Source organism: Brevundimonas sp. (genome assembly GCF_041648615.1).
In the GTDB taxonomy this organism is placed as follows: domain Bacteria; phylum Pseudomonadota; class Alphaproteobacteria; order Caulobacterales; family Caulobacteraceae; genus Brevundimonas.
The window spans coordinates 70444-95800 of record NZ_JBAZOS010000007.1 but is presented as its reverse complement, the minus strand read 5'-3'; the positions used below and the strand labels follow the sequence as shown (position 1 = coordinate 95800).

The 25357-nt window shown below is 69.7% G+C and carries 16 protein-coding genes; 11 read left to right on the top strand and 5 right to left on the bottom strand.

Annotated features, from left to right (window positions below):
* On the bottom strand, positions 1-9353 hold a 9353-nt coding region (locus tag WC555_RS05145; protein WP_373251768.1), incomplete at its 3' end, for a beta strand repeat-containing protein.
* 567 nt (positions 9354-9920) lie between these two features.
* On the opposite strand from WC555_RS05145, the gene WC555_RS05140 reads away from it, so the two are divergent.
* Positions 9921-10151 (top strand): hypothetical protein, encoded by a 231-nt coding sequence (locus tag WC555_RS05140; RefSeq protein WP_373251766.1) that lies wholly within the window; start codon positions 9921-9923, stop codon positions 10149-10151.
* A 110-nt stretch (positions 10152-10261) separates the two neighbouring features.
* Here WC555_RS05140 and WC555_RS05135 read toward each other — a convergent pair whose 3' ends face one another.
* Positions 10262-11248: a helix-turn-helix domain-containing protein gene (locus WC555_RS05135; protein ID WP_373251765.1), complete on the bottom strand. Its 987-nt coding sequence runs from the start codon at positions 11246-11248 to the stop codon at positions 10262-10264.
* 128 nt (positions 11249-11376) lie between these two features.
* Positions 11377-12819, bottom strand: a complete 1443-nt coding sequence (locus WC555_RS05130) for an aldehyde dehydrogenase family protein (RefSeq protein WP_373251763.1) — start codon at positions 12817-12819, stop codon at positions 11377-11379.
* Positions 12820-12933: 114 nt separating this feature from the next.
* On the opposite strand from WC555_RS05130, the gene WC555_RS05125 reads away from it, so the two are divergent.
* From WC555_RS05125 to cysC, 10 genes are read left to right on the top strand one after another with little or no spacing between them, the layout of a single operon-like run.
* A complete protein-coding gene (locus tag WC555_RS05125) occupies positions 12934-15231 on the top strand; it encodes a bifunctional salicylyl-CoA 5-hydroxylase/oxidoreductase (RefSeq protein WP_373251760.1) in 2298 nt (765 codons plus the stop codon).
* Entirely contained in the window at positions 15228-15989 is a 762-nt protein-coding gene (locus tag WC555_RS05120) for an SDR family NAD(P)-dependent oxidoreductase (protein WP_373251758.1), read from the top strand. The genes WC555_RS05125 and WC555_RS05120 overlap by 4 nt, the downstream gene beginning before the upstream one ends.
* Complete coding sequence (locus WC555_RS05115) at positions 15986-16495, top strand: MarR family winged helix-turn-helix transcriptional regulator (protein ID WP_373251756.1); 510 nt, start codon at positions 15986-15988, stop codon at positions 16493-16495. Before WC555_RS05120 ends, WC555_RS05115 begins: the two co-directional genes overlap by 4 nt.
* Before the next feature lie 4 nt (positions 16496-16499).
* A complete protein-coding gene (locus tag WC555_RS05110; protein ID WP_373251753.1) occupies positions 16500-17312 on the top strand; it encodes an enoyl-CoA hydratase family protein in 813 nt (270 codons plus the stop codon).
* Positions 17313-17314: 2 nt separating this feature from the next.
* Positions 17315-18493 carry an acyl-CoA dehydrogenase family protein gene (locus WC555_RS05105; protein ID WP_373251751.1) on the top strand — a complete coding sequence of 393 codons (1179 nt, stop codon included), beginning with the start codon at positions 17315-17317 and terminating at the stop codon, positions 18491-18493.
* Positions 18493-20097, top strand: coding sequence for an AMP-binding protein (locus WC555_RS05100; RefSeq protein ID WP_373251750.1), 1605 nt, complete (start codon positions 18493-18495; stop codon positions 20095-20097). The genes WC555_RS05105 and WC555_RS05100 overlap by 1 nt, the downstream gene beginning before the upstream one ends.
* Positions 20094-20516 (top strand): acyl-CoA thioesterase, encoded by a 423-nt coding sequence (locus WC555_RS05095; RefSeq protein ID WP_373251748.1) that lies wholly within the window; start codon positions 20094-20096, stop codon positions 20514-20516. The genes WC555_RS05100 and WC555_RS05095 overlap by 4 nt, the downstream gene beginning before the upstream one ends.
* The gene (locus tag WC555_RS05090) at positions 20513-20908 is read left to right on the top strand and encodes a RidA family protein (RefSeq protein ID WP_373251746.1); all 396 of its coding nucleotides are present in this window, start codon (positions 20513-20515) and stop codon (positions 20906-20908) included. Before WC555_RS05095 ends, WC555_RS05090 begins: the two co-directional genes overlap by 4 nt.
* 38 nt (positions 20909-20946) lie before the next feature.
* Complete coding sequence (gene cysD / locus WC555_RS05085) at positions 20947-21852, top strand: sulfate adenylyltransferase subunit CysD (RefSeq protein WP_373251744.1); 906 nt, start codon at positions 20947-20949, stop codon at positions 21850-21852.
* Entirely contained in the window at positions 21852-23693 is a 1842-nt protein-coding gene (cysC, locus tag WC555_RS05080; RefSeq protein WP_373251742.1) for an adenylyl-sulfate kinase, read from the top strand. Before cysD ends, cysC begins: the two co-directional genes overlap by 1 nt.
* Here the strand turns inward: cysC and WC555_RS05075 are convergent, their stop codons facing one another.
* Together WC555_RS05075 and WC555_RS05070 are read right to left on the bottom strand one after the other, a co-directional pair.
* On the bottom strand, positions 23694-24998 hold the full coding sequence (locus tag WC555_RS05075; RefSeq protein ID WP_373251741.1) for an MFS transporter: 1305 nt from the start codon (positions 24996-24998) through the stop codon (positions 23694-23696).
* Positions 24999-25036: 38 nt separating this feature from the next.
* A complete protein-coding gene (locus tag WC555_RS05070) occupies positions 25037-25312 on the bottom strand; it encodes a SemiSWEET family sugar transporter (protein ID WP_373251739.1) in 276 nt (91 codons plus the stop codon).
* Positions 25313-25357: the final 45 nt, after the last annotated feature.

The following is a 25357-nucleotide window of genomic DNA, read 5'->3' as shown; positions in this document are numbered from 1 at the left end:
TCCAGGGGCGAACCCGAGGCCACCGAGACCGTGGCGTTGTCCGCCAGACGGTTCGAGGCGCCGAGGCTCAGCGTGCCGGCCTGCACGATCACATTGCCCGCGCCGCTCGTCCCGTTGAGCGTCGAGGCGCCGCCGGTGTTGAACAGATCGCCGGCCCCGAGGTTGGCGTTCACCATCGCGCCGGCAAGATTGTAGCTCACCGCCGTCAGCGTGCCGGTTCCGTACAGTGAACCGTTCAGCGCCAGGACGCCGATCGTGTCGCTGAAGCTGTTGAGGTTCAGCATGGATCCGGACGCCACCGAAACCGTAGCGTTGTCCGCCAGACGGTTCGAGGCGCCGAGCGACAGGCTGCCGCCGTTGACGACGACCAGACCCGCGCCGACCGTTCCGTTCAGCGTGGTCGTGCCCCCGCTCGCGTAGAGCGTCCCGGCGCCGAGGTTGGCGTTGAAGATCGCGCCGTAGCTCGTGTAGCCGCCGGCGGTCAGGGTTCCCGTGCCGTCCAGGCGAGTGCCCGTGTAGAAGGTTGCGGTCGCGACGGTGTCATTGAACGCCCCGATGTCGATCACGCCGGAGAAGCTGGCGGTCAGATTGGTCGCGTCGGCGAGCACGTTCGAGGCGCCGAGACGCAGCGTCGCGCCCGAAGCCGTCGTCGCGCCGGTGTAGGTGTTCGCGCCGCTGAGCGTGAGCACGCCCCCGCCCGTGACCACCAGCCCGCCGGAGCCGCCGATGACGCCCGCGTAGTTGTTTGCACCCGCGCCGCCCACGGTGAGCGTGCTGGATCCCAGCGCCACCGACCCCGCGCCGTTCAGGGCGCCGATCCGCTCGTTTGCGTTCAGCTGAAGCGCGCCCGGCCCCGCGATGGTCACCGCCACGGCGTCGTTGATCGCGGCGCCGCCGCTGACCGCCAGCGTGCCGGAGTTGATTGCCCAGTCGATCGTCTGGCTGTCGAACCCGCTCAGGGTCCAGACGCCCGTGCCGTTCATGGCGCGGCTCTCGAAACCGAGGACGTTGCCCATGTTGACGGTTCCTGCGCCCGCGCCGGCCAGTTCGAAGCTGTCGACCCCGGCATTGCCCTGAAGGATGCCGCTGACGGAGCCGCCGCTGACCAGGGTGACCGCGTCGTTGCCGCTGCTGCCGGCGTAGGTTCCGTTCAACGCGCCCGCGACGCGCAGAACTCCAGCCCCGCCGCCGAAGTTGAGGACCGCGCCGTTCACGCTGGAGCCCGCCTGGATGTCGACGCTCAGCAGGCCCGAGCCGAAGTTGGCGACGCCGTTGTTGATGACGCCGCCGGCCTGGTTGACGATGGTCGTGGCCACGGCCCCGTCGATCGTGACCCCCTGGTTGGCGCCCGCCTGGGAGCCGCCGCCGATCGTGCCCGAGTTGGTGATCGTGCCGCCCGCGCTCAGCGCGATGCCGGCATAATCGGTGGCGCCGATCACGCCGGCGTTGACGATGTTGGCCGCCGCATAGCCGCGCACGCCGTAGTCGACGCCCGTGATCGTTGCGCCCAGCTGGTTGTCGAGCGTCAGCACCCCTGCATAGGAGGCGACGCCATAGGTCCCCGTGATGAGCCCGCCCGCCTGGTTGGTGACGCTGCCGCCGACGTTCAGCCGGATGGCGTCATTGCCGCCCGCCGTCACGACGCCGCCGGTGATCGAACCTGCGACGATCCGGCCCGAGTTGGTCACGCTGTCGAGCGCATTGTTGCTGACGAAAGCGGAGAAGGCGTGGAAAATGTCGCCCGCATTGTTCAGCGAGACGGCGCCCGACGCCGTCGACAGCACGGCCGCGGCGCCAGCGCCGACGATCGAACCGCCTGCCTCGTTGTCGATCGTGAGCAGGCCGGCGCCGGCGTTCTGGACGAGTCCGTTGATCGCGCCGGCGTTCGTCACCGTGGCGGTCGCCGCGCCGTTCTTGGTCACCGCGCCATTGACCGTGCCCGCGTTGGTGAAGGCGCCGCCGTTGGTGAAGGTGACGGCGTTCGACGCTGTGATCACGCCCGTGCTGGTCAGCGCGGATCCGTCGAAGATCGTCACGCCGGGCGTCGCCGTGATCACCCCGCCGAGGGTCACGACGCCGCTGACGCCGATCGAGCCCATGCCGCTGATCGCGTTATTGAACACGGCGTTGTCGCTGCGGTTGAAGTTCAGCGCCGCGCCATTGGCGAGGACCGCCGCGCCGGCGAAGGCGCCCGTCGTGCCTCCGTCGCCGATCTGCAGGATGCCTGCGTTGACCGTCGTGCCGCCGGTATAGTCGCTCTCACCCGTCAGGATCAGCGTGCCGAGGTCGGTCTTGAGCAGTCCGCCCGCGCCGGTCAGCGCCGAAGCGATGGTGGCGGTCCAGGCCGCGCTCGGGGCCGTGCCGTCGCCGACGCGGATCGTGGTGTTGGCGTTGGCCAGGGTGATCGCATCGCCTTCGATGCGATAGCCGTCAGCCGCGAACTGCATGCCGGTGACCGCGACGATCCCCGCCACATCGTCCACCGTCACGACGTCGCCGGCGCCCTGGAAGATGGCGAAGCCGGGCTGCGGCTCCATCGCGCCGTTGAACTGGCCGTTCGCGTCGGTCCATTCCGAGCCCGCCGCCGTCCAGACGCCCGCGCCGCCGTTGACCGCGCCGTTGTCATGCTGGCCCGCGTTTCCGCCGTCCCAGAACAGCAGTTCGGTCGGGGCGTGTACGATGTTGACCTGGCCCGCGACCGAGGTCTGGACCAGCACGCGCTGGGCGCCGCCCGGGACAGTGCCGACCGCCAGACCGTTGTCGGTCAGGACGCCGCCATAGGTCATCAGACCATAGACGCCGAAGCCATAGGCGCCGGTGCTGGCGACATTGACCGTGCCGTCCAGCGTCAGGTCGCCGGTCACGGCGAACAGGGCGGGACCGGCCGCCCCGCTGAAGGTCGCATTGATGGTCGAGCCCGACAGCAGGCCCAGCGAGCCCATGGTCAGGGTCGAGCCCTGGACGCCGGTCAGGGCGCCGCCGTTGGCGATGCTGACCGCACCGGTGATGGTTCCGCCGCCGCGCAGGGCGCCACCGCTGGAGACGCTGGCAGCGGATTGCAGCGTGCCGTTGACGATCAGCGAACCGCCCGACACCGAAGCGCCGCCCGAGAAGGCGCCGGTTCCGGTCAGGGTCAGCGTGCCCGACTGATGGGCGAAGGTCTCGAAGTTGGTCAGGTTGGTCAGATTGACCGAGGCCACGCCTCCGCTGAGGTTCGAGGTGAAGCTGTCCGTGCCGGTTCCCGCGTCGATCAGGCCGCTGAAGGCGCCGCCCTGCCAGGTGAGGCTGTCGGCGCCGGCTCCGAGGGTCGCGCCGGTCATCGAACCCGTCGAGGCCAGGGTGATCAGGTCGGCGCCCGAGCCGGTGGCGACATAGGCGCCGGTGAGCGAGCCCGCGATCGTCGCGGTGACCGTTCCGCTGGCGCTGGAGCGAACAGGGCCGGTGACCGAACCGGACTGCAGATTCAGATTGAAGGCGCTTGCTCCGGACAACAGAATGCCGCCGGTGACGCCCGTGATCGAACCGCCGGACAGGTTGGCGATGGAGCCGCCGGCTGTCATCGAGACGCCGTAGCTGCCCGCGCCCGCTCCCGCGATCGCGCCTGCGTTGGTGAGGGACGCGCTTGAGGTGGCGTGGACGCCGCCGATGTTTCCGACGATCACGCCGCCCGTCTGGTTCGTCAGCGTAAGGGGACCGACCGACACGACGCCGTAGCCGCCGACCGTCTGGGTGTTGGCGATGTCGCGGCCGATCACGCCGGCGTTCGTCACCGTCACCGCGCCGGCCGAGGCGCTCGAGACGCCGTTGCCCAGCAGGGTGTAGATTTCGCCGCCGGCGAAGTTATTGACCGTCAGGGCCCCGTTGGTGTTCTCGATGCCGTTGTAGACGTCGCCCAGGACGCGGCCGTAGTTGTTGACCACCAGCGTGCCCAGCGCGCTGTTGTCGTGCCGGATTCCGGCATTGTAGCCCCGGATGGTCGATCCGGCGCCGGTGTCGGAGACCGAGCCGTTGTTGATCGTCGTCGTCGTGCCGGCCGCGTCAATGACGAACACGGCCGCGCCCACGGCGCCGTCGCCGCCCGTGCCGCTGTTCTGGATCAGGCCCAGGTTGTTCAGGGTCGTATTGGTCCCGTTCAGCCGCACGCCATTGAACTGGCCGCCCTGGATGGAGCCGGTCGTGGCGATGTTCAGGGTGGTGTTGGCGCCGGTCAGGACGACGCCGGTGGCGTCGCCGCCGCTGCGCGCGCCGCCGTAGGTCCAGGACCCCGAGGCCAGGGTCAGCGCGCCGCCGGTGACGGCGCCGGTGTAGGAGCCGCTGCCGGCGGCGAGCGTCAGCGTCTGGCCGCCCGCGATGGTCGTGGCGCCGGTCCCCGTCAGGCTGGCGATGGCCTCGGAATTGGTGACCGTGAAGGCGCCGGGGGTCAGGATGTTGACGACGCCGAGATCCGAGATCGCCGCGCCGTTCTGCACCACCAGCACGCCGCCGATGATCGAGGTCAGGCCGGTGTAGTTGTTGGTTCCGGACAGCGTCAGCGTGCCCGAGCCCGTCTTGGTCAGGCCGCCGCCGAGGGCGAGGCCGCCCGTGAAGGCGTAGTTGTAGGTGGGCGTGCCGGTGTGATCGCCCACATAGGCCGAGCTGTCACCCTGGTTGTTGTACCCGGCGCCGCCGGTGTCGATGCGGGCGTTGGCCGCCAGCTCGGTGAAGTTCGCCGGGTTGCCGCCGTAGCGGTTGTACCAGGCCGTGTCGGTTATGGTCGAGGTGCTCACACCGGCCGTCGAGATACGATAGTCGCCGGCGGCGCCGCCGAACAGCAGGGCGGCGGCTTCCTGGCCCGTATAGGTCGGCGGATTGGTGGACCAGTTCGGGCCGTCCGTGACGTTCCAGGTGCCGACATAGGCGACGGGCGTCTGGTCGGTGATCGTACCGGAGAAGGTCGTCGAGGCGTCGTTGCCGCCCAGGGTGAGCGTATTGCCGAGCACGCGCGTCGTGCCGGCGCCGGCCAGGCCGCCGATCGTCTCGCTGTTCGCGAGCTGGAGGGTCGCGCCGCTGGCGACGTTCACCGTGCTGGCGTCGCCGATCGCCGCGCCGCCGCTGGCGATGAGGGAGCCGGCGGTGATGGTCGTCGCGCCGCTGTAGGTATTGGCTCCGGTCAGGGTGACGGTCTGCGCCGGTGCGTTGATCTGCAGCGTGCCCGCCCCGGAGATCGCGCCGGCGAAGATCCCGTCAAAGCCCTGGCTGAAGACCAGCGCGCCGGCGTTGGCGATCGAGCCGCCCGAGATGGTGTTGGTCGCGCCTTGCAGCGTCGTGCCGCTGTTGATGGCGGTGACGCCGCCCCAGACGTTGCCGGTGTTGGTCAGGATGGTGGTGCCGGCGCCGTCGAAGGTGACGTACTGGTTGGCCCCGCCGACGCCGTTGGTTTCGTAGATTCGACCCGCGAGGGTGATGGTCCCGCCGCTGATATTGCGCAGGATGGTCGGATCGATCGCCTGCTGGCCGTTGACGACCTCCAGGGAGATGTCGTTGGCGTAGGTTCCGGTCGCCAGGAACTCGATCGTCGGATCGATCATGTGCAGCGTGCCGACGCCGAAGGCCGTCGTGGTGGTCGCACGGACCGTGGCGCCGTTGACGTTGATCGCCCCGGTGAGGCCCGTGCCGCTGAAGATCAGCAGGCCTGCGGGCGCGCCCGTGCCGGCATTGATGGTGATGCCCGGAGTCGCGGCCGCGCCGTTCAGGATCCAGGTTCCGGTGTCCAGCTTGGTCAGCACCTCAGCCGTGCTGATCGAGGATTCGCCCAGATTCAGTAAGCCCGCGGCGCCGTTCGCGGCGCTGTCATCCCCTATGCCGCGAAGCTGCATCGTATCCGTGCCGCCGCCCAGATTGACCGTTCCGACGGTCGCGGCCGCCAAGGCGCCGGCGTTCTGCAGGGTGATGCCGCTCGAAACATCGACCGTCGCCGCGCTCGCCGCGCCGCGGCCGCTGTAGAGCGCCAGAACGTCGTTGCCGCTGCCTGTGACGATGTCGCCGGCGGTCGACCCCGCGTGAAGGTTGATCGTCGCGCCGCCGTCGCCTGCAAGAACACCCCGGCCGACCGCACTCGAAGCGGCGCCGTAGTTGACGAAGGTGGCGTTGGTCCCGCCGAGCTGCACGGCCTCGCCGAAGATCGCGTCGGACCCGCCTTGAAGCGTACCTGCCGCGGCGTTGGTAATGACACTGTTCGCGCCCTGGGCCACGACCGCGGAATAGACGCTGGCGCTCATCAGGCCCGCGTTCAGGACCGTCGCCGTGCCGGTGATGAAGGCGGCGTCCTTGGACACGCCGTTTCCGGCGCCGAGCGCATTGATCGTGCCGGTGTTGCGCAGATCCAGGGCGCCGTCGGCCAGGATGCCGCCCGACTGACCCTCGATCAGACCCGAGTTGCGGATCGTGCCCGCCGCGGCGGTGTGGATCGCGCTGTAGCTGCCGCCGGGCGTATAGACCCCGCCGCTGGTGACCGTGCCCGTGCCGATGACGCCGGCGTTGGTGATCGTCGTCGCGCCGCCCGTGGAGATCGCATAGGCGTCGCCCGTGCTGATGATCCGGCCGGTCGCATTGTTGGTGATCGAGGTCACGCCCGTGCCGGCCGCGGCGATCGCGCCGTTCGTGCCTGTCACGTTGCCGTCGTTGGTCAGGGTCAGCCGCGAGGCCTGACCTGTGGTGATCGCGACCGGGCCGCCGATCTGGCCGCCCGAGGCGTTGCTGACCGTCAGCAAGCCAGTGGCGCCCGTGTTCGTGCCGGACGAAATGCCCCCCGCCCCGCCGGACACGACGCCGCCAGCAAGGTTGGTGAAGTTGAGCCCGGCGGAAGCGCTGTAGGCGCCAAAGCCGGTCGTCCCGTCGCTGCCCCCGGTCAGGATGCCGGAGTTCGTCATCGTCGACACGGAGACACCGGTGCCGAAGGCGGCGCCCGTGCCCGCCGTAATCGTTCCGGTGTTGGTCGCCGTGAGCGCGCCGTTCGTAAGGAGACCGGTGTTTGAGCCAGCCACCGTGCCGGCGTTGCTGAAGGTGTTCGCCCCACCGGTATTGAACCAGACGCCCACATAGCCGTTCAGCGTCGCCCCTGTCAGGATCGTGACCGTGGCCGGCGATCCGTTGCCGTTCATGGTGATCCCGTACCCGGTGCCGGTCGTCGCGGTCAGCGATCCGTCCAGCGTGAGGTTGGACCCGGGAACCAGGGTCCAGCCCGGTCCGGTGGCGCGCGTCCCCGTCAGGGTCAGATTGCCCGACTGGTGGTTGTAGCTGTCGAAATTGGAGAGATTGCTCAGCGAGAGCGATCCGCTGACGCCGGCCCCGAGCGCGCTGTTGAAGGTGTCGGCCGCACCGGTGCCGGCGTTGACAGTCGTGAAGGTCCCGCCCTGCCAGTTGAACACGTCATCGCCGGCGCCGAGCGTGACGGCGCCGGTGATCGAGCCGGTCGAGGCCAGGGTGATGGTGTCGACGCCGCTGCCGGTCGCGGCGTTGTAGGCGCCGTCCAGAAGGCCCGCGATCGTCGCGGTGCGCGCGCCGGTGCTGGTCGACAGGATCTGACCGGTCACGGTCGAGCCGAGGTTCAGGTTGAGCGTCGCCAGATCGTCGCTGGCCAGCCAGATGCCGCCGATCCCGCCGGTGATGACACCGCCCGACTGGTTGGTCAGCGTCACCGCGCCGTCCACGATCTCGACGCCGAAGCCATAGGTGGCGTCGCCGCCGCCGGTGATTGCGCCGCTGTTGGTGATGGTGTTCGACGAAAGGGTGGTGTTCAGCCGCAGACCCGACAGGCCGGCGCCGCCCGTTCCGCCGACGGTGTTGATGACGCCGGTGTTGGTCAGGGTGAAGCGTCCGCCGGTCACGTTGTAGCCGCGCGACACGCCGGTGATGGTGCCGCCGGTGTTGTTGTGAACGGTGGGGTTGCCGCCGGAATAGACGCCGTCATAGCCCGTGATCGTGCCCGTGTTGGTCACGCTCGCGCCGCCGGAGCCGTACACGCCGGCCGTGCCGGTCGCCCCGGTTCCGGTGATCGTCCCGGCGTTGGTCACCGAAGCGGCGTTCTGGTACCAGATTCCGGTCGAACCGGTGATCGTGCCGGTCGCCGTATTGGTGACCAGGCCGTCGCTGCTGAAGTGCACGCCGTGGCTGCCCGTGCCGGTGGCGACCAGGGCGCCGTTGTTTGTGACCGTGTTGGTCCCGTTGATCAGATACAGGGCGGCGTTGGTGGAGCCGTTGCCGGTCGAGGTCACGGTCACGCCCGCGCCGATGTTGACCGCGTAGTCGCCGACATTCGTATAGACGCCGGTGGCGCCCGTGACGTTGCCGCCAAGCGTGATCGCGCCCGTGTTGCCGAACGTTCCCGCGGTCGCGCTGATGGCGCGACCCGTGGCGACGATATCCGCCGTCGTGGTGATGTTGATCGCACCCGTGGACGTGCCGGTGGTCGAGGCAAGCACGCCGACGCCGTGCGCCGTCGTGGTCCCGATCGCCGCGCCCACATTGACCGTCACGGCGTTCGTTCCGCCCGAACTGGTCGCGATGATGCCCGTACCGGTTCCCGCCCCGGTGCTGTTGATCGTGCCCGCGCCGCTGGTGGTGACGATCGCGCCGTCGGTGTTGGTGGAGTGGATGCCCGTCGGGGCGACGATCGCCGCCTGGGACTGGATGTCGCTCCGGCCGCCCGTGGCGTCAGTGCGGATGCCGGTGACCAGCGCAGTGATCGAGCCGCCCGTCATCTCGACGAAGCTGCCGTAGAAATTGCTCGCATTGATGCCGGTGTCGAAGCCCGTGATCGTCGAGGAGCCGAGTCTTATGCTGGCGTTGACGCCGGTGATGGAGTTGAAGCCGGCGATGTGGGTGCCGTTGGCCACGAACGACTGGCTCTGGCCCGAGGCGTTGAAGTCCAAATACCCCCCCAAGGCCTGGAGGTTGATCCCGTAGCTGCCCGTGAAGGTCGATCCGCTCGACGTTATCCCGATGCCCATATTGGCGTTGGTCGTCGCATAGAAGGCGGCGCCGTCGTTCACCGTCGTGGTGAGCGTATTCACGCCGGTGAACGTCACCCCGGTCGAATTCAGGCCGCTGGTCGAACCCTGGACACGCAGGGCGTCAGCCGCCGGAGAGCCCGCCGTATTGTTGATGGTCACGCCGTTGACAGTCGTCAGCGCGTCCTGGCTGACGTTGGAGATCAGGACGCCGCCGCCCGATCCGGTCTGATCCGTGACGGTGGAGCTGCCGCCCGTCCTGGTGATGGTTCCGCCGCCGGCGGGACTGGCGATGGTGGTCTGGGCGAAGGCGGGGGAGCAGGCGAGTCCCGCCGCGATCAGCGCCGACGAACCCAGCAGGCCCATCCGAATCCGACGGGTCGCATCGGCGCGGGTTTTCAGGCGAGCAGGCGAGCGCGAGCCCGTGACGGGACGCTTTTTGGAAGCCGACATACAAAGACCACCCCGAACGGCCGGCTACCGCGCCGGCGCGAGAACAAAAAACACAGGGGTGGGCACACGTCGCACACGCCAGCAGACGGCGGTAATACATTGGCAACCATGCGGAAGGAACGATCCGGATAGCGGCGTTCGTCCCAAAATTGGGACGCCTCGCCTGGTACGGGAGTCCCCCGAACCGCGCGTCAAACCGGGATGATTTTCGTCGCATCACGGAAGCCGTACGCGATCTGCAGGCGGCCCCCGAACTTGCCGTGCGCGGACAATATTGGACTTAAGGATGTGCAAGCAACGGGATGCCCGTACTTGGAGTTGAGCCTTCCACGCCACAGTTCGAACGAAATTCTCCGTTCTCCCATTGTAACGTGTGGCGCCAGCGCAATAGACGTGGGAGATAGCGGCCTTGGCTTGCAACCAACGCTCACGCGTGGTGTTGTGTTCGCCGACGCTGTCTAATCATCACGGAGCCGACCTATGAAGAAAACTCTTGCTGCAATCGCGACCGGCGCCCTGCTGATCGCCGGCCAGGCCGTCGCCGCCAACCAGGTTTCCGCCGCACCGAGCGTCGCTGACCGCGTGGGCAGCACCGCTGGCGCCTCCGACGAATTCGGCGGCGGCATCGCCCCCGGCCTGATCTTCGCCGTGGTGGCTATCGCCGCCTTCGCCGCCGTCGTGTCGGCCGACGACGAATCCGAAAGCGACTAAGTCGATCGGCTGACGTTTTCGTCGGCCTTGAGACAATCGGGAACGGCGGCTCCTCGCGGAGCCGCCGTTTTCTTTTGCCCGCCGTCCCGTTGTGGCGCCGGCGAAAACCCCTAGGCGATTTCAGTCATCCAGCCGGCCCATCGGCGGCGGCTGTCCACCGGATCATCCGGCTCGGACGTCGCCACGCCCTCGCGATACTCCGCAGGCGAAACCTCGTAGGTCTCGAAGAACAGTCGACCCAGCTGCGCTTCGTCCGAAAAGCCGAAGGTGCGGGCCATGTCCGCGAGGCCGACCGGCTCGCGATTGTCGAGCGCCCGCCGAACGCCGTCCAGGCGTCGCTTCTGGATCAGTCGGGCGACGCCTCCACTGTCCTCGAACAGACGATAAAGGGCCGAACGGGACATGCCCGTGCCGCGACTGACGGTCGCGACGGACAGTGCAGGGTCGGCCAGATTGTCGATGATCATCCGCTCGACGGCGTCCCGTCGGAGATACTCGCGCCGGCGCGCCTCGTTGCTGGCGCGCGCGCTCCTTTCCTCGACCGACCCGAGGATGTGGATGAAGGCGCGCGACAGCGCCGGCTGGGCGTCCGTCTCGATCATGTCTCCGTTACGGGCGAGGGACCTGAGAAAGTCGGCCAGCATCAGGTTGCGCGGGGCTTTCAGGACGCGTCCATGCAAGCTGGCGGCCGTGCCCCGCGCCGCCTCGATAATCTCTCTCGAGACGCTGGCGGTCAGCACATGGGCGGACTCGAACCCGGTCCGGGAGGGTCGGGCGGTGTCGGTCACATAGATTTCGCCAGCGAGGGCTTCGTCAAACGCGCTGGCCTCTCCGCCCACGACCCGGCCCGACAACACCAGGCTCAATACGATGTGGTCAAAACCGTCGGTCGCCGCGCGGGCGATGCGGGAATGGACAACGCCGGACAGGCGCCGCTCGAACAGCAGCAATCCCTCCAGCCGCCAGGCCCGGACCTCCGCCCGAAACTCGCCGTCGCCCCGGGAGACGTCTGAACCCTTGTCATACAGCCGCGCATAGGCCGGAAACGCGTCTTCCTCAGGAAGCGTGTGGCTGTTGAAACTGAAACGCTCGGACATCGGTACGGAAACGCTGCAACTGAACTGAGGCCAGGCGCGATCCGCGTCCGAGGTTGCGGACACATGGTCTGATTGATCCGCGTTCGTCAAGAAATCACGCTACAAAGAATATCGGGCCCGGCGAACGTTCACGACCAGCTGTAGGCGGTCTTGGTCTGGGTGAAGAATTCCACCGCCGCGAACCCCTGCTCGCGCGCGCCATAGCTGGAGGCCTTCGAGCCGCCGAACGGGACGTGATAATCGACGCCGGCGGTCGGCAGATTGACCATCACCATGCCGGCGCGGGCGCGGCGCTGGAAATCGCGGGCGTGTTTCAGGGAGCTGGTGACGATGCCCGCCGACAGGCCGAACTCGACGCCATTGGCGATAGCCAGCGCCTCTTCATAGCTCTTGACGCGGATCGTGGAGGCGACGGGTCCGAAGACCTCTTCATTGTTGATCCGCATCGCCGCGTCGGTGTCGGCGATCAGGGTCGGCTGGACGTACCAGCCCGGCTTCTCGAGATTCAGACGCTCGCCGCCGGTGACCACGCGACCGCCTTCGCTTCGGGCGATGTCGATGTAGCGGTACGACGTCTCCATCTGATCCTGGGACACGGCCGGCCCCATCTGGGTGTCCGGTTCCAGAGCGTCGCCGACGCGCAGCGCCGAGACCTTTTCCGCGAGAGCCGCGACGAAGCGGTCATGAATCCCGTCCTGGACGATCAGCCGGCTGGAGGCCGTGCAGCGCTGGCCGGTGGCGAAGAAGGAGCCATCGAGGGCGATCTGCACCGCCCGGTCCAGGTCGCAGTCATCCAGCACGATCAGCGGATTCTTGCCGCCCATTTCCAGCTGGACCCGGGCCTGCCGCCTGACGGCGCCCAAAGCCACGCCCGCGCCGACGCCCTGCGATCCGGTGAAGCTGAGGCCGTCGACATCCGCGTGGTCGACCAGCGCCTGCCCGACCCGGCCGCGGCCGATGACCAGGTTCAGCACGCCCCTGGGCAGGCCCGCCTCGTGCAGGATGGCGACCAGGGCTTCCGCCGTCGCCGGCGTCGGTCCGGCGGGTTTCATCACCACCGTATTGCCGAAGGCCAGGGCCGGCGCGGCCTTCCACGCCGGAATGGCGATGGGGAAATTCCACGGCGTGATCAGGCCATAGACGCCCACGGCCTGCCGGTAGGTCTGGATCTCCACGCCCGGCCGCACCGACGCCAGGTTCTGGCCGTGGACGCGCAGGGCCTCGCCCGCGAAATATTTCAGGATACGGCCAGCGCGAACGGTCTCGCCGATACCCTCGGCCAGGGTCTTGCCCTCTTCGCGCGACAGCAGCCGGCCCAGGGCCTCGCGGCGCTCCATGACCAGCGTGCCCGCCCGGTCGAGGATGTCCGAGCGCACCTCGGGCGACGCCTCGGACCATGCCGGGAAGGCGGCTTTGGCCGCGGCCACGGCCGCGTCGACCTCGGCCACGCCTCCGTCCGGCGTCCGCGCGATGACCTCGCGCGTATCCGACGGGTTCCGGCTTTCGGACGGGCGGTCCGCCGGGACCTTCTCTCCGTTGATCCAGTGCGAAAGCTCGAGGGTCTCGGTCATGGCGATGGCTCTTCGTGCGGAACGGGCGTCCGTCAGCTCATAGCGGACTCTGCCGGGACCCGGCCACCGCCGTGTTCGGTGGACGGGTCGGAGATTTTGCTTTAGGCTTAAAATATGTCGTCGACCCGGGCCGTCAGCAGCATAGCCATCGTGGGCGCGGGCCCCGGCGGGCTCTATCTCGCCATCTCGCTGAAGCTGCGGGATCCGGCGCTGAAGGTGGTCGTGCACGAGCGCAATCGCCCCGACGACACCTTCGGCTGGGGCGTGGTGTTTTCCGACCAGACCCTGGCCAATCTCAAGCGCAACGATCCGGAGACAGCGGCGACCATCGAGGCCGCCTTCGTTCATTGGGACGATATCGACGTCCACATCCATGGCCAGACCGTCCGTTCGGGCGGCCATGGTTTCGCGGGGGTCGGCCGGCAGCGGCTGCTGACCATCCTGCACGAACGCGCCCGCTCGCTGGGCGTCGATCTGCGCTTCGAGAGCGAGGTCGCCGACATCCACGCGCTCGACGCCGATGTCATCGTCGCCGCCGACGGCCTGAACAGCCGGGTGCGCAACGACCAGCCCGAAGTCTTCGGCGTCGATATCGACGTGCGGACCAACAAATACATCTGGCTGGGCACGAAACAGTCCTTCGAGGCCTTCACCTTCGCCTTCGTCGAGACCCCGCACGGCTGGATCTGGGCCCACGCCTACCAGTTCGAACCGGGTGCCTCGACCTTCATCGTCGAATGCACCGAGGCGACCTGGCGCGACCTCGGCTTCGACGCCATGGATCAGGACCAGACCTGCCGCGCCGCCGAAGCCCTGTTCGCCGACTGGCTGGGCGGCCATGCCCTGATGAGCAACGCCCGGCACCTGCGCGGCTCGGCCTGGCTGAACTTTCCGCGCGTGGCCTGCGCCAACTGGCGCGACGGCAAGGTAGTGCTGCTGGGCGACGCGGCGCACACGGCGCACTTCTCGATCGGCTCGGGCACCAAACTGGCCTTCGAGGACGCCATCCGCCTCGCCGAAGCCCTGACCGACGGCGGCGATCTCGACACCGCCCTCGCCGCCTATGAGGCCGAACGCCGGGTCGAGGTGCTGAAGCTGCAGAGCGCGGCCCGCAACTCGACCGAATGGTTCGAGACCGTCGACCGCTACGTCGATCTCGAACCAATCCAGTTCGCCTACAGCCTGTTGACCCGCAGCCAGCGCGTCAGCCACGAGAATCTGCGCCTGCGCGACCCCGCCTTCCTGACCCGCGTCGAGCGCTGGTTCGCCGATCAGGCCGGCGCTCCGCTCACGGACGAACCGCCCGCGCCGATGTTCGCGCCCCTGCGGTTGCGCGGCCTGACCCTGCCCAACCGCGTCGTCGTATCGCCCATGTGCATGTACTCGGCCGAGGACGGGATGGTCGGCGACTTCCACCTCGTCCATCTCGGCGCGCGCGCGCTGGGCGGCGCAGGACTGGTCTTCACCGAGATGACCGATGTCTCGGCCGACGCCCGCATCACCCCCGGATGCGCCGGCCTGTACCGCCCCGAGCACCGCGACGCCTGGAAGCGGATCGTCGACTTCGTTCACGCCCAGGGCTCGCGCATCGCCATCCAGCTGGCCCACGCCGGCCGCAAGGGGTCGGTCGAACGACCGTGGGGCCCGCGGGCCGATCAGCCGCTCGAGAACGGGTGGCCGCTGATCGCGGCCTCCGCCATTCCGTGGTCGGACGAAGACCAGGTGCCGCGCGAGATGACCCGCGCCGATATGGACCGGGTTCGCGACGATTTCGTCCGCGCCGCCCGCTGGGCCGATGAGGCCGGCTTCGACATGGCCGAGCTGCACTGCGCCCACGGCTATCTGCTGTCGTCCTTCCTGACGCCGGTCTCCAACCATCGCACCGACGCGTATGGCGGCTCCGTCGAGAACCGGCTGCGCTTCCCGCTGGAGGTCTTCGCCGCCATGCGCGCCGTCTGGCCCGACGACAAGCCGATGTCGGTGCGCGTGTCCGCCACCGACTGGACCGATGAAGGCGTCACGCCCGAAGAGTCCGTGGCCATCGCCCGCGCCTTCGCCGGCGCCGGCTGCGACCTGATCGACGTTTCGGCCGGCCAGACCTCGGAAGAGGCCCGGCCGGTCTACGGCCGCATGTTCCAGACCCCCTTCAGCGACCGCATCCGCAACGAGGCGGGCGTGGCCACCATGGCGGTCGGCAACATCTATGAGACCGACCACGTGAACAGCATTCTCGCCGCCGGCCGCGCCGACCTGTGCGCCCTCGCCCGGCCACATCTGGCCGATCCCAACTGGAGCCTGCGCGCTGCCGCCGAACTGGGCTGGCGCGGCCAGAAGCCGCCGGTCCAGTACCTCGCCGGCTTCGCCCAGCTGGCCCGCAACCTCGAGAAGCAGCAGCAGGCGGGACCCGTATGAGCCTGACCGGACATCACGCCGTGGTCACCGGCGCCGGCTCGGGCATCGGCCGGGCCACCGCCGAACGGCTGGCCGAGGCCGGCTGTCAGGTCACCCTGATCGGTCGTCACGTCCCCCGCCTGACCGAGACCGCCGACCGCATCGGCGACCTCGCCTCCGCGGCCCCCGCCGACGTCACCGACCCGGACGCCCTCGCCGCCGCCATCGAGGTCGGCCGCGACCGGTTCGGCCCGATCGACATCCTGATCAACAACGCCGGCGCCGCCACCTCCGCCCCCTTCCTCAAGACCGACGCCGACGCCTTACGCGCCATGCTGGCCCTCAACCTCGAGGCCCCCGCCGAAGCCGCCCGTCTGGTCCTGCCTGGCATGCTGACGCGCCGTTGGGGGCGGATCGTCAACGTCGCCTCGACCGCCGGGCTGAAGGGCTACGCCTATGTCTCGGCCTATGTCGCGGCCAAGCACGGCCTCGTCGGCCTGACCCGCGCCCTGGCGCTGGAGGTCGCGGCCAAGGGCGTCACCGTCAACGCCGTCTGCCCCGGCTTCGTAGAAACCGATCTGGTCGCGCGCTCGATCGAATCCATCACCGCCAGGACGGGACGCAGTGAAGAAGAGGCCCGCGCGGCGCTGGCCGCCGCCAACCCGCAAGGCCGGCTGATCACCCCGGACGAAGTGGCCATGACCATCGTCTGGCTGTGCGGCGACGGCGCCTCGGGCGTCAACGGCGTGGCGGTGCCTGTCGCGGGCGGCGAACTGTGAGCCCCGCCGTCGCCTCCTTGCCCGACAGGCTGGGCGGCGCGCCGGACGGCAAGCGCTCGCTGAGGCTGTGGCTGCGGCTGCTGACCTGTTCGACCCGCATCGAACAGACGGTGTCCCAGCGGCTGCGCGACGAGTTCGGCTCCACCCTGCCCCGCTTCGACATGCTGTCGGCGCTGGACCGCGCGGGCGAGGCGGGCCTGACCATGGGCGAGGCCGCCGGCATGCTGATGGTGTCCAACGGCAACGTCACGGGGCTGGCCGCGCGGCTCAAGGCAGACGGCCTGATCGAATCCATGGCCGGGACTGACCGGCGGGTGCAGCGCGTGCGCCTGACGCCGGCGGGCCAGACCCGCTTCACCGCCATGGCCCGCGCCCACGAACACTGGATCGAAGCCCTGTTCGCCGACCTGACCGCGGCCGAGGCCGACGACCTGACCCGCCTCCTGGAGCGCACCAAGCGGTCGCTTCACGCCACCACCCCCGACGAACTGGACCCGAGGAGCTGAACGGATGAAGGCGCGCGACTACAAGGCGGCCCATTTCCTGTGGTCGGTGGACGACGACGGCGTCGCGACCCTGACCCTGAACCGGCCTGAGCGGAAGAATCCGCTGACCTTCGACTCATACGCCGAGATGCGCGACCTGTTCCGCGCCCTGGTCCACGCCGACGACTGCAAGGTGGTCATCGTCACCGGGGCGGGCGGGAACTTCTCCTCGGGCGGCGACGTGCACGAGATCATCGGCCCGCTGACCGAAATGGACATGCCCGCCCTGCTGAAATTCACGCGCATGACCGGCGATCTGGTCAAGGCGATGCGCGGCTGTCCCCAGCCGGTGATCGCCGCCCTGGACGGGGTCTGCGTCGGGGCCGGCGCCATCATGGCCATGGCCTCGGACCTGCGCATCGCCACCCCGCGCACGAAGACCGCCTTCCTGTTCACCCGGGTCGGTCTGGCCGGCTGCGACATGGGCGCCTGCGCCATCCTGCCCCGGCAGATCGGCCAGGGCCGGGCGTCGGAACTGCTGTTCACCGGTCGCGTCATGACCGCCGACGAGGGCGAGCGCTGGGGCTTCCACAACCGCCTCGTCGAGCCCGACGCCCTGACGGAGACGGCGCTGGAGCTGGCCCGCTCGCTGGCCCGGGGCCCGACCTTCGCCCACGGGATCACCAAGAACCAGCTCAACGTCGAGTGGGACATGAGCCTCGACGCCGCCATCGAATCCGAGGCCCAGGCCCAGGCCATCTGCATGCAGACCAAAGACTTCCGCCGCGCCTACGAGGCCTTCGCCGCCAAGCGCGAGCCGGTGTTCGAGGGGAACTGAGCATGGGCGACCGCACCTTCCTCGACTGGCCCTTCTTCGACGACCGCCACCGCGCCTTCGCCGCTGATCTGGAAGCGTGGGCCGACAAGACTGATGCGGTGAGCCTGCACGGCGATCACGACCTCGACGGCGATTGCCGCACCATCCTGAAGGCGCTGGCCGAGGGCGGCTGGCTCCGGAACGCCATCCCCGACGCGAACGGCAGGCTCGACGTCCGCACCCTGTGCCTGACCCGCGAGACCCTCGCCCGCCGCTCCGGTCTGGCCGACTTCGTCTTCGCCATGCAGGGTCTCGGCTCCGGGCCGATCAGCCTGTTCGGCACGGACGCGCAGAAGGCGCGCTGGCTGCCGGGCGTGGCCAGGGGCGAGACCATCGCCGCCTTCGCCCTGTCCGAACCCGACGCCGGCTCGGACGTCGCCGCCCTGTCGACCACCGCCCGCCGCGACGGCGACGCCAAGGACGCGGCTTGGGTGCTGGACGGGGTGAAGACCTTCATCTCCAACGGCGGCCTCGCCGACCGCTACACCGTCTTCGCCCGCACCGGCGAAGCGCCCGGCGCCAAGGGGCTCGGCGCCTTCGTCGTCGACGCCGACACGCCCGGCTTCGAGATCGTCGAACGCATCCCCCTGATGGCCCCGCACCCGCTGGCGACCATCCGCTTCACCAACTGCCGCATCGAGAACGACCGTATCCTCGGCGCGCCGGGCGAGGGCTTCCGCATCGCCATGGCCACGCTGGACGTGTTCCGCTCGACCGTCGCCGCCGCCGCGCTGGGCTTCTCCCGCCGCGCCTTCGACGAGGCGGCCGCCCGCACCACCGCCCGCCAGCTGTTCGGCGCGCCGATGAGTGATCTTCAACTGGTGCAGGCCTCGCTGGCCGACATGGCGCTGAAGATCGACGCCTCGGCCCTGCTGATCTACCGCGCCGCCTGGCTCAAGGACCAGGGCGCGCCGCGCGTCACCCGCGAGGCCGCCATGGCCAAGCTCTACGCCACCGACGAGGCCCAGCAGGTCATCGACGCGGCCGTCCAGCTGTTCGGCGGCCTCGGCGTCGTCTCGGGCCATCCGGTCGAACGGCTGTACCGCGAGATCCGCGCCCTGCGCATCTATGAGGGCGCGTCCGAAGTGCAGAAGATCGTCATCGCCCGGCAGGTGCTGGCGGGTCTGTCGGGAGGCGTCTGATGGGGACCAGCGCGCACATCGACCGGTTCGTGCTCGATCATCTGCCCCCGGCGGAGCAGCAGCCGGAGCTGGTCTTTGACCTGCCGGAACTGGCTTATCCGGAGCGGCTGAACGCCGGCGTCGAACTGCTGCGCCGGGCCGTCGAGGCGGCGGGCCCCGACGCTCGCGCCCTGATCGACGTCGACCATGAGTTTTCGTGGAGCCGCGTGGACGCCATCTCGGGCCGGATGGCCCGGGTGCTGGTCGAGCAGATGGGCCTGGTCCCCGGCAACCGCGTGCTGCTGCACGGCCCCAACTCATCCTGGACGGTGCTGGCGTGGTTCGCGATCCTCAAGGCCGGCGGGGTGGTGGTCGCCACCATGCCCATGCTGCGGGCCGCCGAACTGGCGACGGTCATCGACAAGGCCCGGATCAGCCATGCCCTCGTCTATTCCACCCTCGCCGACGCGGTGACCGAGGCGCAGGCGAGCGCGCCGTCGCTGACGCAGGTGATGGACTCGGCGGCGCTGCAGACCGCCGCCCAGGCCCTGCCGACCGGCTACCGCTTCGACGCCGTCGATACGGCCGCGGACGACCCCGCCCTGATCGCCTTCACCTCGGGCACCACCGGCAAGCCGAAGGGATGCGTCCACTTCCATCGCGACATCCTCGCCATGGCCGACACCTTCGGGCGGCACGTCGTCGGCCTGACGAAGGACGACATCGCCGTCGGCACCCCGCCGATCGCCTTCACCTTCGGCCTCGGCGGTCTGGTGGTCTTCCCCGCCGCCGTGGGCGCCGCGACCGCCTTCGCCCCCCGTCCGGGCTTCGACGCCCTGGCCGAGACCGTCGCGCGCCATCGCGCCACCGCCCTGTTCACCGCCCCGACCGGCTACCGCGCCCTGCTGAAACTGGCGCACGACCACGACCTGTCGAGCCTGCGCACCTGCGTCTCGGCCGGCGAGGCCCTGCCCGCCGCCACCTCCGACGCCTGGCATGCAGCCACCGGCGTGCGCATCATCGACGGCATCGGCTCGACCGAAATGATCCACGTCTTCATCTCGGCCCGCGGCGAGGACATCCGCCCCGGCGCCACCGGCAAGCCCGTCCCCGGCTATCAGGCCCGCATCATCGACGCCGACGGCCAGCCCCTGCCCCCCGGCGGGACCGGCCGTCTCGCCGTGCGCGGCCCGACGGGGTGCCGCTATCTCGATGACGACCGCCAGTCGGCCTATGTCCAGGACGGCTGGAACCTGACCGGCGACGTCTACCGGCTCGATGAGGACGGCTGGTTCTGGTTCGTGGCCCGGTCCGACGACATGATCATCTCGTCCGGCTACAACATCGGCGCGCCCGAGGTGGAGCATGCCCTGCTGCGCCACCCCGCCGTGGCCGAGGCCGCCGTCATCGGCGCGCCCGACCCCGAGCGCGGCCAGATCGTCCAGGCCTTCATCGTCCTGAACGAGGGCCATGCCCCGTCCGAGGGCCTGCGCGCCGAGCTCCAGACCTTCGTCAAGGGCGTCATCGCCCCCTACAAATACCCGCGCGGCCTCGATTTCGTGGACGCCCTGCCCAAGACCCAGACCGGCAAGCTGCAGCGCTTCCGGCTCAAGGATCCGACATGACCGGCCAGGTGTTCACGGTCGACCGCCGCGTCCGCTTCGCCGATTGCGATGCGGCGGGCATCGTCTTTTTCCCCCGCTATTTCGAGATGCTGAACGGGGTGGTCGAGGACTGGTTCGCCGGGCCGCTGCAGGCTTCGTTCCGCGAACTGCACGTCAACCGCCACGTCAGCGTCCCCACCGCCGCCGTCGAGGCCCGCTTCATCGCCCCGTCGCGGCTGGAAGACGAACTGACCTTCGAACTGACGGTGACGAAACTGGGCGGCGCCTCCTGCGGCCTGCGGCACCGCATCAGCGCGGGCGGCGAACTGCGGTTCGAGGCCACCCAGACCATCGTCTACGTCGGCGCGTCGCTGAAGCCCGAACCCTGGCCCGACGCCTTGCGCGCCCGCATCGCCCCCTTCGTGGAGACCGCCCCATGAACCGCGTCCTGCTGCCCGAAGGCTGGCCCCGGCCCAGGGGCTATTCCAACGGCGTCGAGGCGACCGGCCACATGGTCTTCGTCGCCGGCCAGATCGGCTGGACGCCAGAAGGGGTGTTCGCCGAGACGGGCTTCGCCGGCCAGTTCCGCCAGACGATCCGGAACACCCTCGCCGTCCTGACCGAGGCGGGAGCGGGGCCCGAACACATCGTCCGCATGACCTGGTACGTGGTCGACAAGACCGAATACCTGTCCGCCCTGCGCGAGATCGGCGCCGTCTGGCGCGAGCTGATCGGCCCTCACTACCCCGCCATGGCCGTGGTCGAGGTCAAGGGCCTGATCGAGGACGCCGCCCGCCTCGAGATCGAGACCACCGCCGTCATCCCCGCGTGAAGCTTGGCGCCGCGCGATTCCGGGGCCACAGCTAGGCCATGCGGCTGCACGACGACGTCCTCGGCCGGCTTGAAGCCGAGGCCATTCACATCTTCCGGGAGGTCGTCGCCGAATGCGAGCGGCCGGTGCTGCTGTTCTCGGCCGGCAAGGACTCGGCCGTCCTGCTGCACCTGGCCCGCAAGGCCTTCTTCCCCGCCCCGCCGCCCTTTCCCCTGCTGCACGTCGATACGACCTGGAAATTCCGGGAAATGTACGCCTTCCGGGACCAGTCGGCGGCGGACGCCGGGATGCGGCTGCTGGTCCACCGCAATCCGGAAGCGGAGACGGAGGGCGTCAATCCGTTCGCCCATGGCGCCGGCGTTCACACCGATCTGTGGAAGACGCAGGGGCTGAGACAGGCGCTCGATCTCCACCGCTTTGACGCGGCCTTCGGCGGCGCGCGGCGCGACGAGGAGAAGAGCCGGGCCAAGGAGCGGATCGTCTCGGTCCGCAGCGCCGCCCACGGCTGGGACCCGAAACGCCAGCGGCCCGAACTCTGGAGCCTGTACAACACCCGCCTGGGCGCCGGGGAGTCGCTGCGCGTCTTCCCCCTGTCCAACTGGACCGAGCTGGACGTCTGGCGTTACGTCCGGCGCGAGGCCATCGCCCTGCCCTCCCTCTATTTCGCGGCCGAGCGGTCGGTCGTCGAACGCGACGGAGCCCTGCTGGTGGTGGACGACGAACGGATGGCCCTGCGCCCCGGCGAACAGGCCCGCCCCCGCCGGGTCCGCTTCCGCACCCTCGGCTGCTGGCCCCTCACCGCCGCCATCGAGAGCGACGCCGACACCCTGGACGCCGTGATCCGCGAGGTCCGCGAAGCATCGATGTCGGAACGTCAGGGCCGCGCCATCGACCACGATCCGTCCGCCTCGATGGAGCAGAAGAAGCGGGAGGGGTATTTCTGATGGCCCCCGCCGAAGCCCCGGACGACGGTCCGCGAGAGATCGTCCGCCTGATCACCTGCGGCTCCGTCGACGACGGCAAGTCCACCCTGATCGGCCGCCTGCTGCACGAGGCGGGCGCCGTACCCGCGGACCAGACCGCGGCCCTGCCCCTGATCGCCGGCCAGCCCGACCTGTCCTTCCTCGTCGACGGCCTGGCCGCCGAGCGCGAGCAGGGCATCACCATCGACGTGGCCTATCGGTTCTTCGACATCGGCGACCGCCGCTTCATCCTCGCCGACACGCCGGGGCATGAGCAGTACACACGCAACATGGTCACCGCCGCCTCGACGGCGGATGTCGCCATCGTCCTGATCGACGCGCGCAAGGGCGTTCTGACCCAGACCCGGCGACACAGCCGTCTTCTGGCCCTGCTGGGCGTCCGGCGCGTGGTGCTGGCGGTCAACAAGATGGATCTGGTCGACGGATCGCGGGACCGGTTCGACGCCATCGTCGACGACTATCGCGCCTTTGCCGGTTCGATCGGCCTGGCCGATGTGACCGCCATTCCCGTCAGCGCCTGGCGCGGCGACAATGTCATGACGCCGGGCGACGCCCTGTCCTGGTACGCGGGCCCGACCCTGATGGCGCATCTGCAGACGGTGCGGGTTCTGGAGACCGCGCCTGCCCCCCTGCGCCTGGCGGTCCAGGGCGTGACCCGGCTGGCGGACTTCCGCGGCTTCACCGGCCGCATCCAGTCGGGCTCGGTCCGCCCCGGCGACGCGGTCCGCATCCTGCCCTCGGGCGTCAGCGCGACGATAGACCGGATCGTGGCCCTCGACGGCGACCTGGAGGAGGCCCGCGCCGGCCAGTCCGTGACCGTGACCCTGATCCCCGAGGTCGACGTCTCGCGCGGGGACCTGATCGCGGCCGCCGACGCCCCGCCCGAGGTCGCCGACCAGTTCGACGCCCATATCGTCTGGATGTCCGACCGCCCACTGCTGCCCGGCCGCGCCTGTTGGCTGAAACTGGGCGCCGCCATGGTCCCTGCCCGCGTCAGCGACATCCGCCACAAGATCAATGTCGACACCGGCGAGGAACTGGCCGCCACGACCCTGACGCTGAACGACATCGGCCGCTGCACCCTCGCCCTGGACGCCCCCGTCGCCTTCGAGCCGTACGCGGTGAATCGCGACCTCGGCGGCTTCATCCTGATCGACCGGATGACCCATGAGACGGCCGGCGCGGGCCTGATCCGCTTCGCCCTGCGCCGCTCGGCCAACGTCCGGCCCCAGGCGCTCAGCGTCAGCCGCGCGGACCGCGCCGCCCTGAAACGGCAGTCGCCGCTGGTGCTGTGGTTCACCGGCCTGTCCGGCGCCGGCAAGTCGACCATCGCCAACCGCGTCGAACAGCGGCTCAACGCCGAGGGCCTGCACACCATCCTTCTGGACGGGGACAACGTCCGCCACGGCCTGAACCGCGATCTGGGCTTCACCGACGCCGACCGGGTCGAGAACATCCGCCGCGTGGCCGAAGTCGCCCGGTTGATGACCGACGCCGGCCTGATCGTGCTGGTGTCCTTCATCTCGCCCTTCCGCGACGAGCGCCGCATGGCGCGCGAACGGATGGAGCCGGGCGAGTTCGTCGAGATCTTCGTCGACGCCCCGCTGGCGGTGGCCGAGGCCCGCGACGTCAAGGGCCTGTACGCCAAGGCGCGGGCCGGAAAGCTGGCGAACTTCACCGGCATCGACAGCGCCTATGAGCCGCCGGAAGCGCCCGAGCTTCGCATCGACGCCGTCGCCGGCTCGCCTGACGAGGCGGCGGACCAGGTCGTGGCTCTGGTCCACGCGCGGCTGGCGCGCTGATCAGATATCCGGAGCCGCTCGCCGCCACGGCCCGGCGAAGGTCAGGGCGACGCCCGCCACCACCACAGCCGCCGCGCCCACCACGACGGCGAGGGCGACGGCCAGACCGCCGGGACCCGTCGCGCCATGGTCGCTGACGACGCCGGTGAGCAGGGGCCCCAGACCTACGCCGACAAGGGACACGAAGGCCAGGTAGACGGCGCCGACCTGAGGCCGCAGGCGCGGCTCCGTCAGGGCCTGGACCTCGACCAGGGCGATGACCGCGGCGAACCCCCCGCCGATGGTCAATGCGGCCAGACCGGCCGCCGCCGCCGGCAGGACCCGCGCCGCAGCCAGCACGAGGACGCCGGCCAGCGCCAGGGCCATGCCGGCCGCGAGCGGCGGACCGGCGCCCAGCCGCCGGCCGAAGGCCGAGCCGAGCGTCCACCCTCCCCCCAGATGACCGACCGGCGCGAAGGTCAGGGCCACCCCGCCCGCCACAAGCGCCGCATGGGCCGGTGACAGGCCGAGGCCGCGGTTCAGGATCGAGGGGCTCCACGCCGCCGTGGCCTGGATCACCATCACCGCACCGGCGCCGATGATCAGCAGGGGGGCGAAGACGCGCCACCGGGTTCGCAGCAGACGGAACGCGTCGCCCAGGCCCTGACGCGGCTCCCGGCCGATCACCTCATGTCCGCGCGCCTTCCAGACCAGCAGGGCGATCAGCACCAGATTGGGCAGCACCAGCATCAGGCTGGCCGCCCGCCATGGCTCCAGGCCGGCCAGGGATCGCCCGGCGACCATGGCCAGCGCCGCGCCGCCCAGCAGCAGGGCCGCGCTGCGCCCGGTGGCCGAGCCGGTGGTGAAGGTTGAAAGGGCGCGGGCGCGCCGCCCGTGGTCGCCCTGTCCGGTCAACAGCATCAGGGCGGCCGGCACGAAGGCCGCCTGCCCCAGGCCCAGAGCCACCCGTGCGGCCAGCATCGAGGGATAGTCCGGCGCCAGGGCGAACAGGACGCCGCCCGCCGTCCATACGATCATGCACCCGGCCGCCACGCGATAAGGGTTGCGGCCGGCGATGAAATGGCCCGCGACCAGGAGGCCGAGCGCATAGAGGGTCGAGAAGGCCGGGCCCTGCAAAAGGCCGATCCGGGTGTCGTCCAGCCCGAACTGCGCCTTGATCAGCGGCGCCACGACGGAGGGCAGGCTACGATCGACGAAGGCGGCGAAATGCGCCGCGGCCAGTATCAGGATGGCGGACCAGGCCAGGGGCGCGAGCCGGTCCGGGGACGGAATCTGGGAGATGAGCCGTCCTCTCGACCGAAGCACTTGCGCGCCGTGGAGTCTCGGCGGCGGCGCGGAAGGGGTCAAGCCTGACTGTGGTCGCTGAACCGCCATTTCATCGCCAGCACGCCCGACGCCATCACCAGGGCGCAGGCGTTGGCCACTATGATCGGCCACGCCGTCGTCAGGACGCCATAGGCGGTCCACAGCACGAAACAGGTCACCGTCAGCGAATAGGTCTTGAGCGACACGGACGAGGCGTCCCGCTCCTTCCAGATCTTGATCATCTGCGGCGCGAAACTGGTGATCGAACAGAGGGCGGCGGCCGTGCCGACGATGTTGGCGGCGAGATCGCTCATGCAGGACCCGGGGCGGATGGGATGAACGGCGTTTCCATGCCGCTC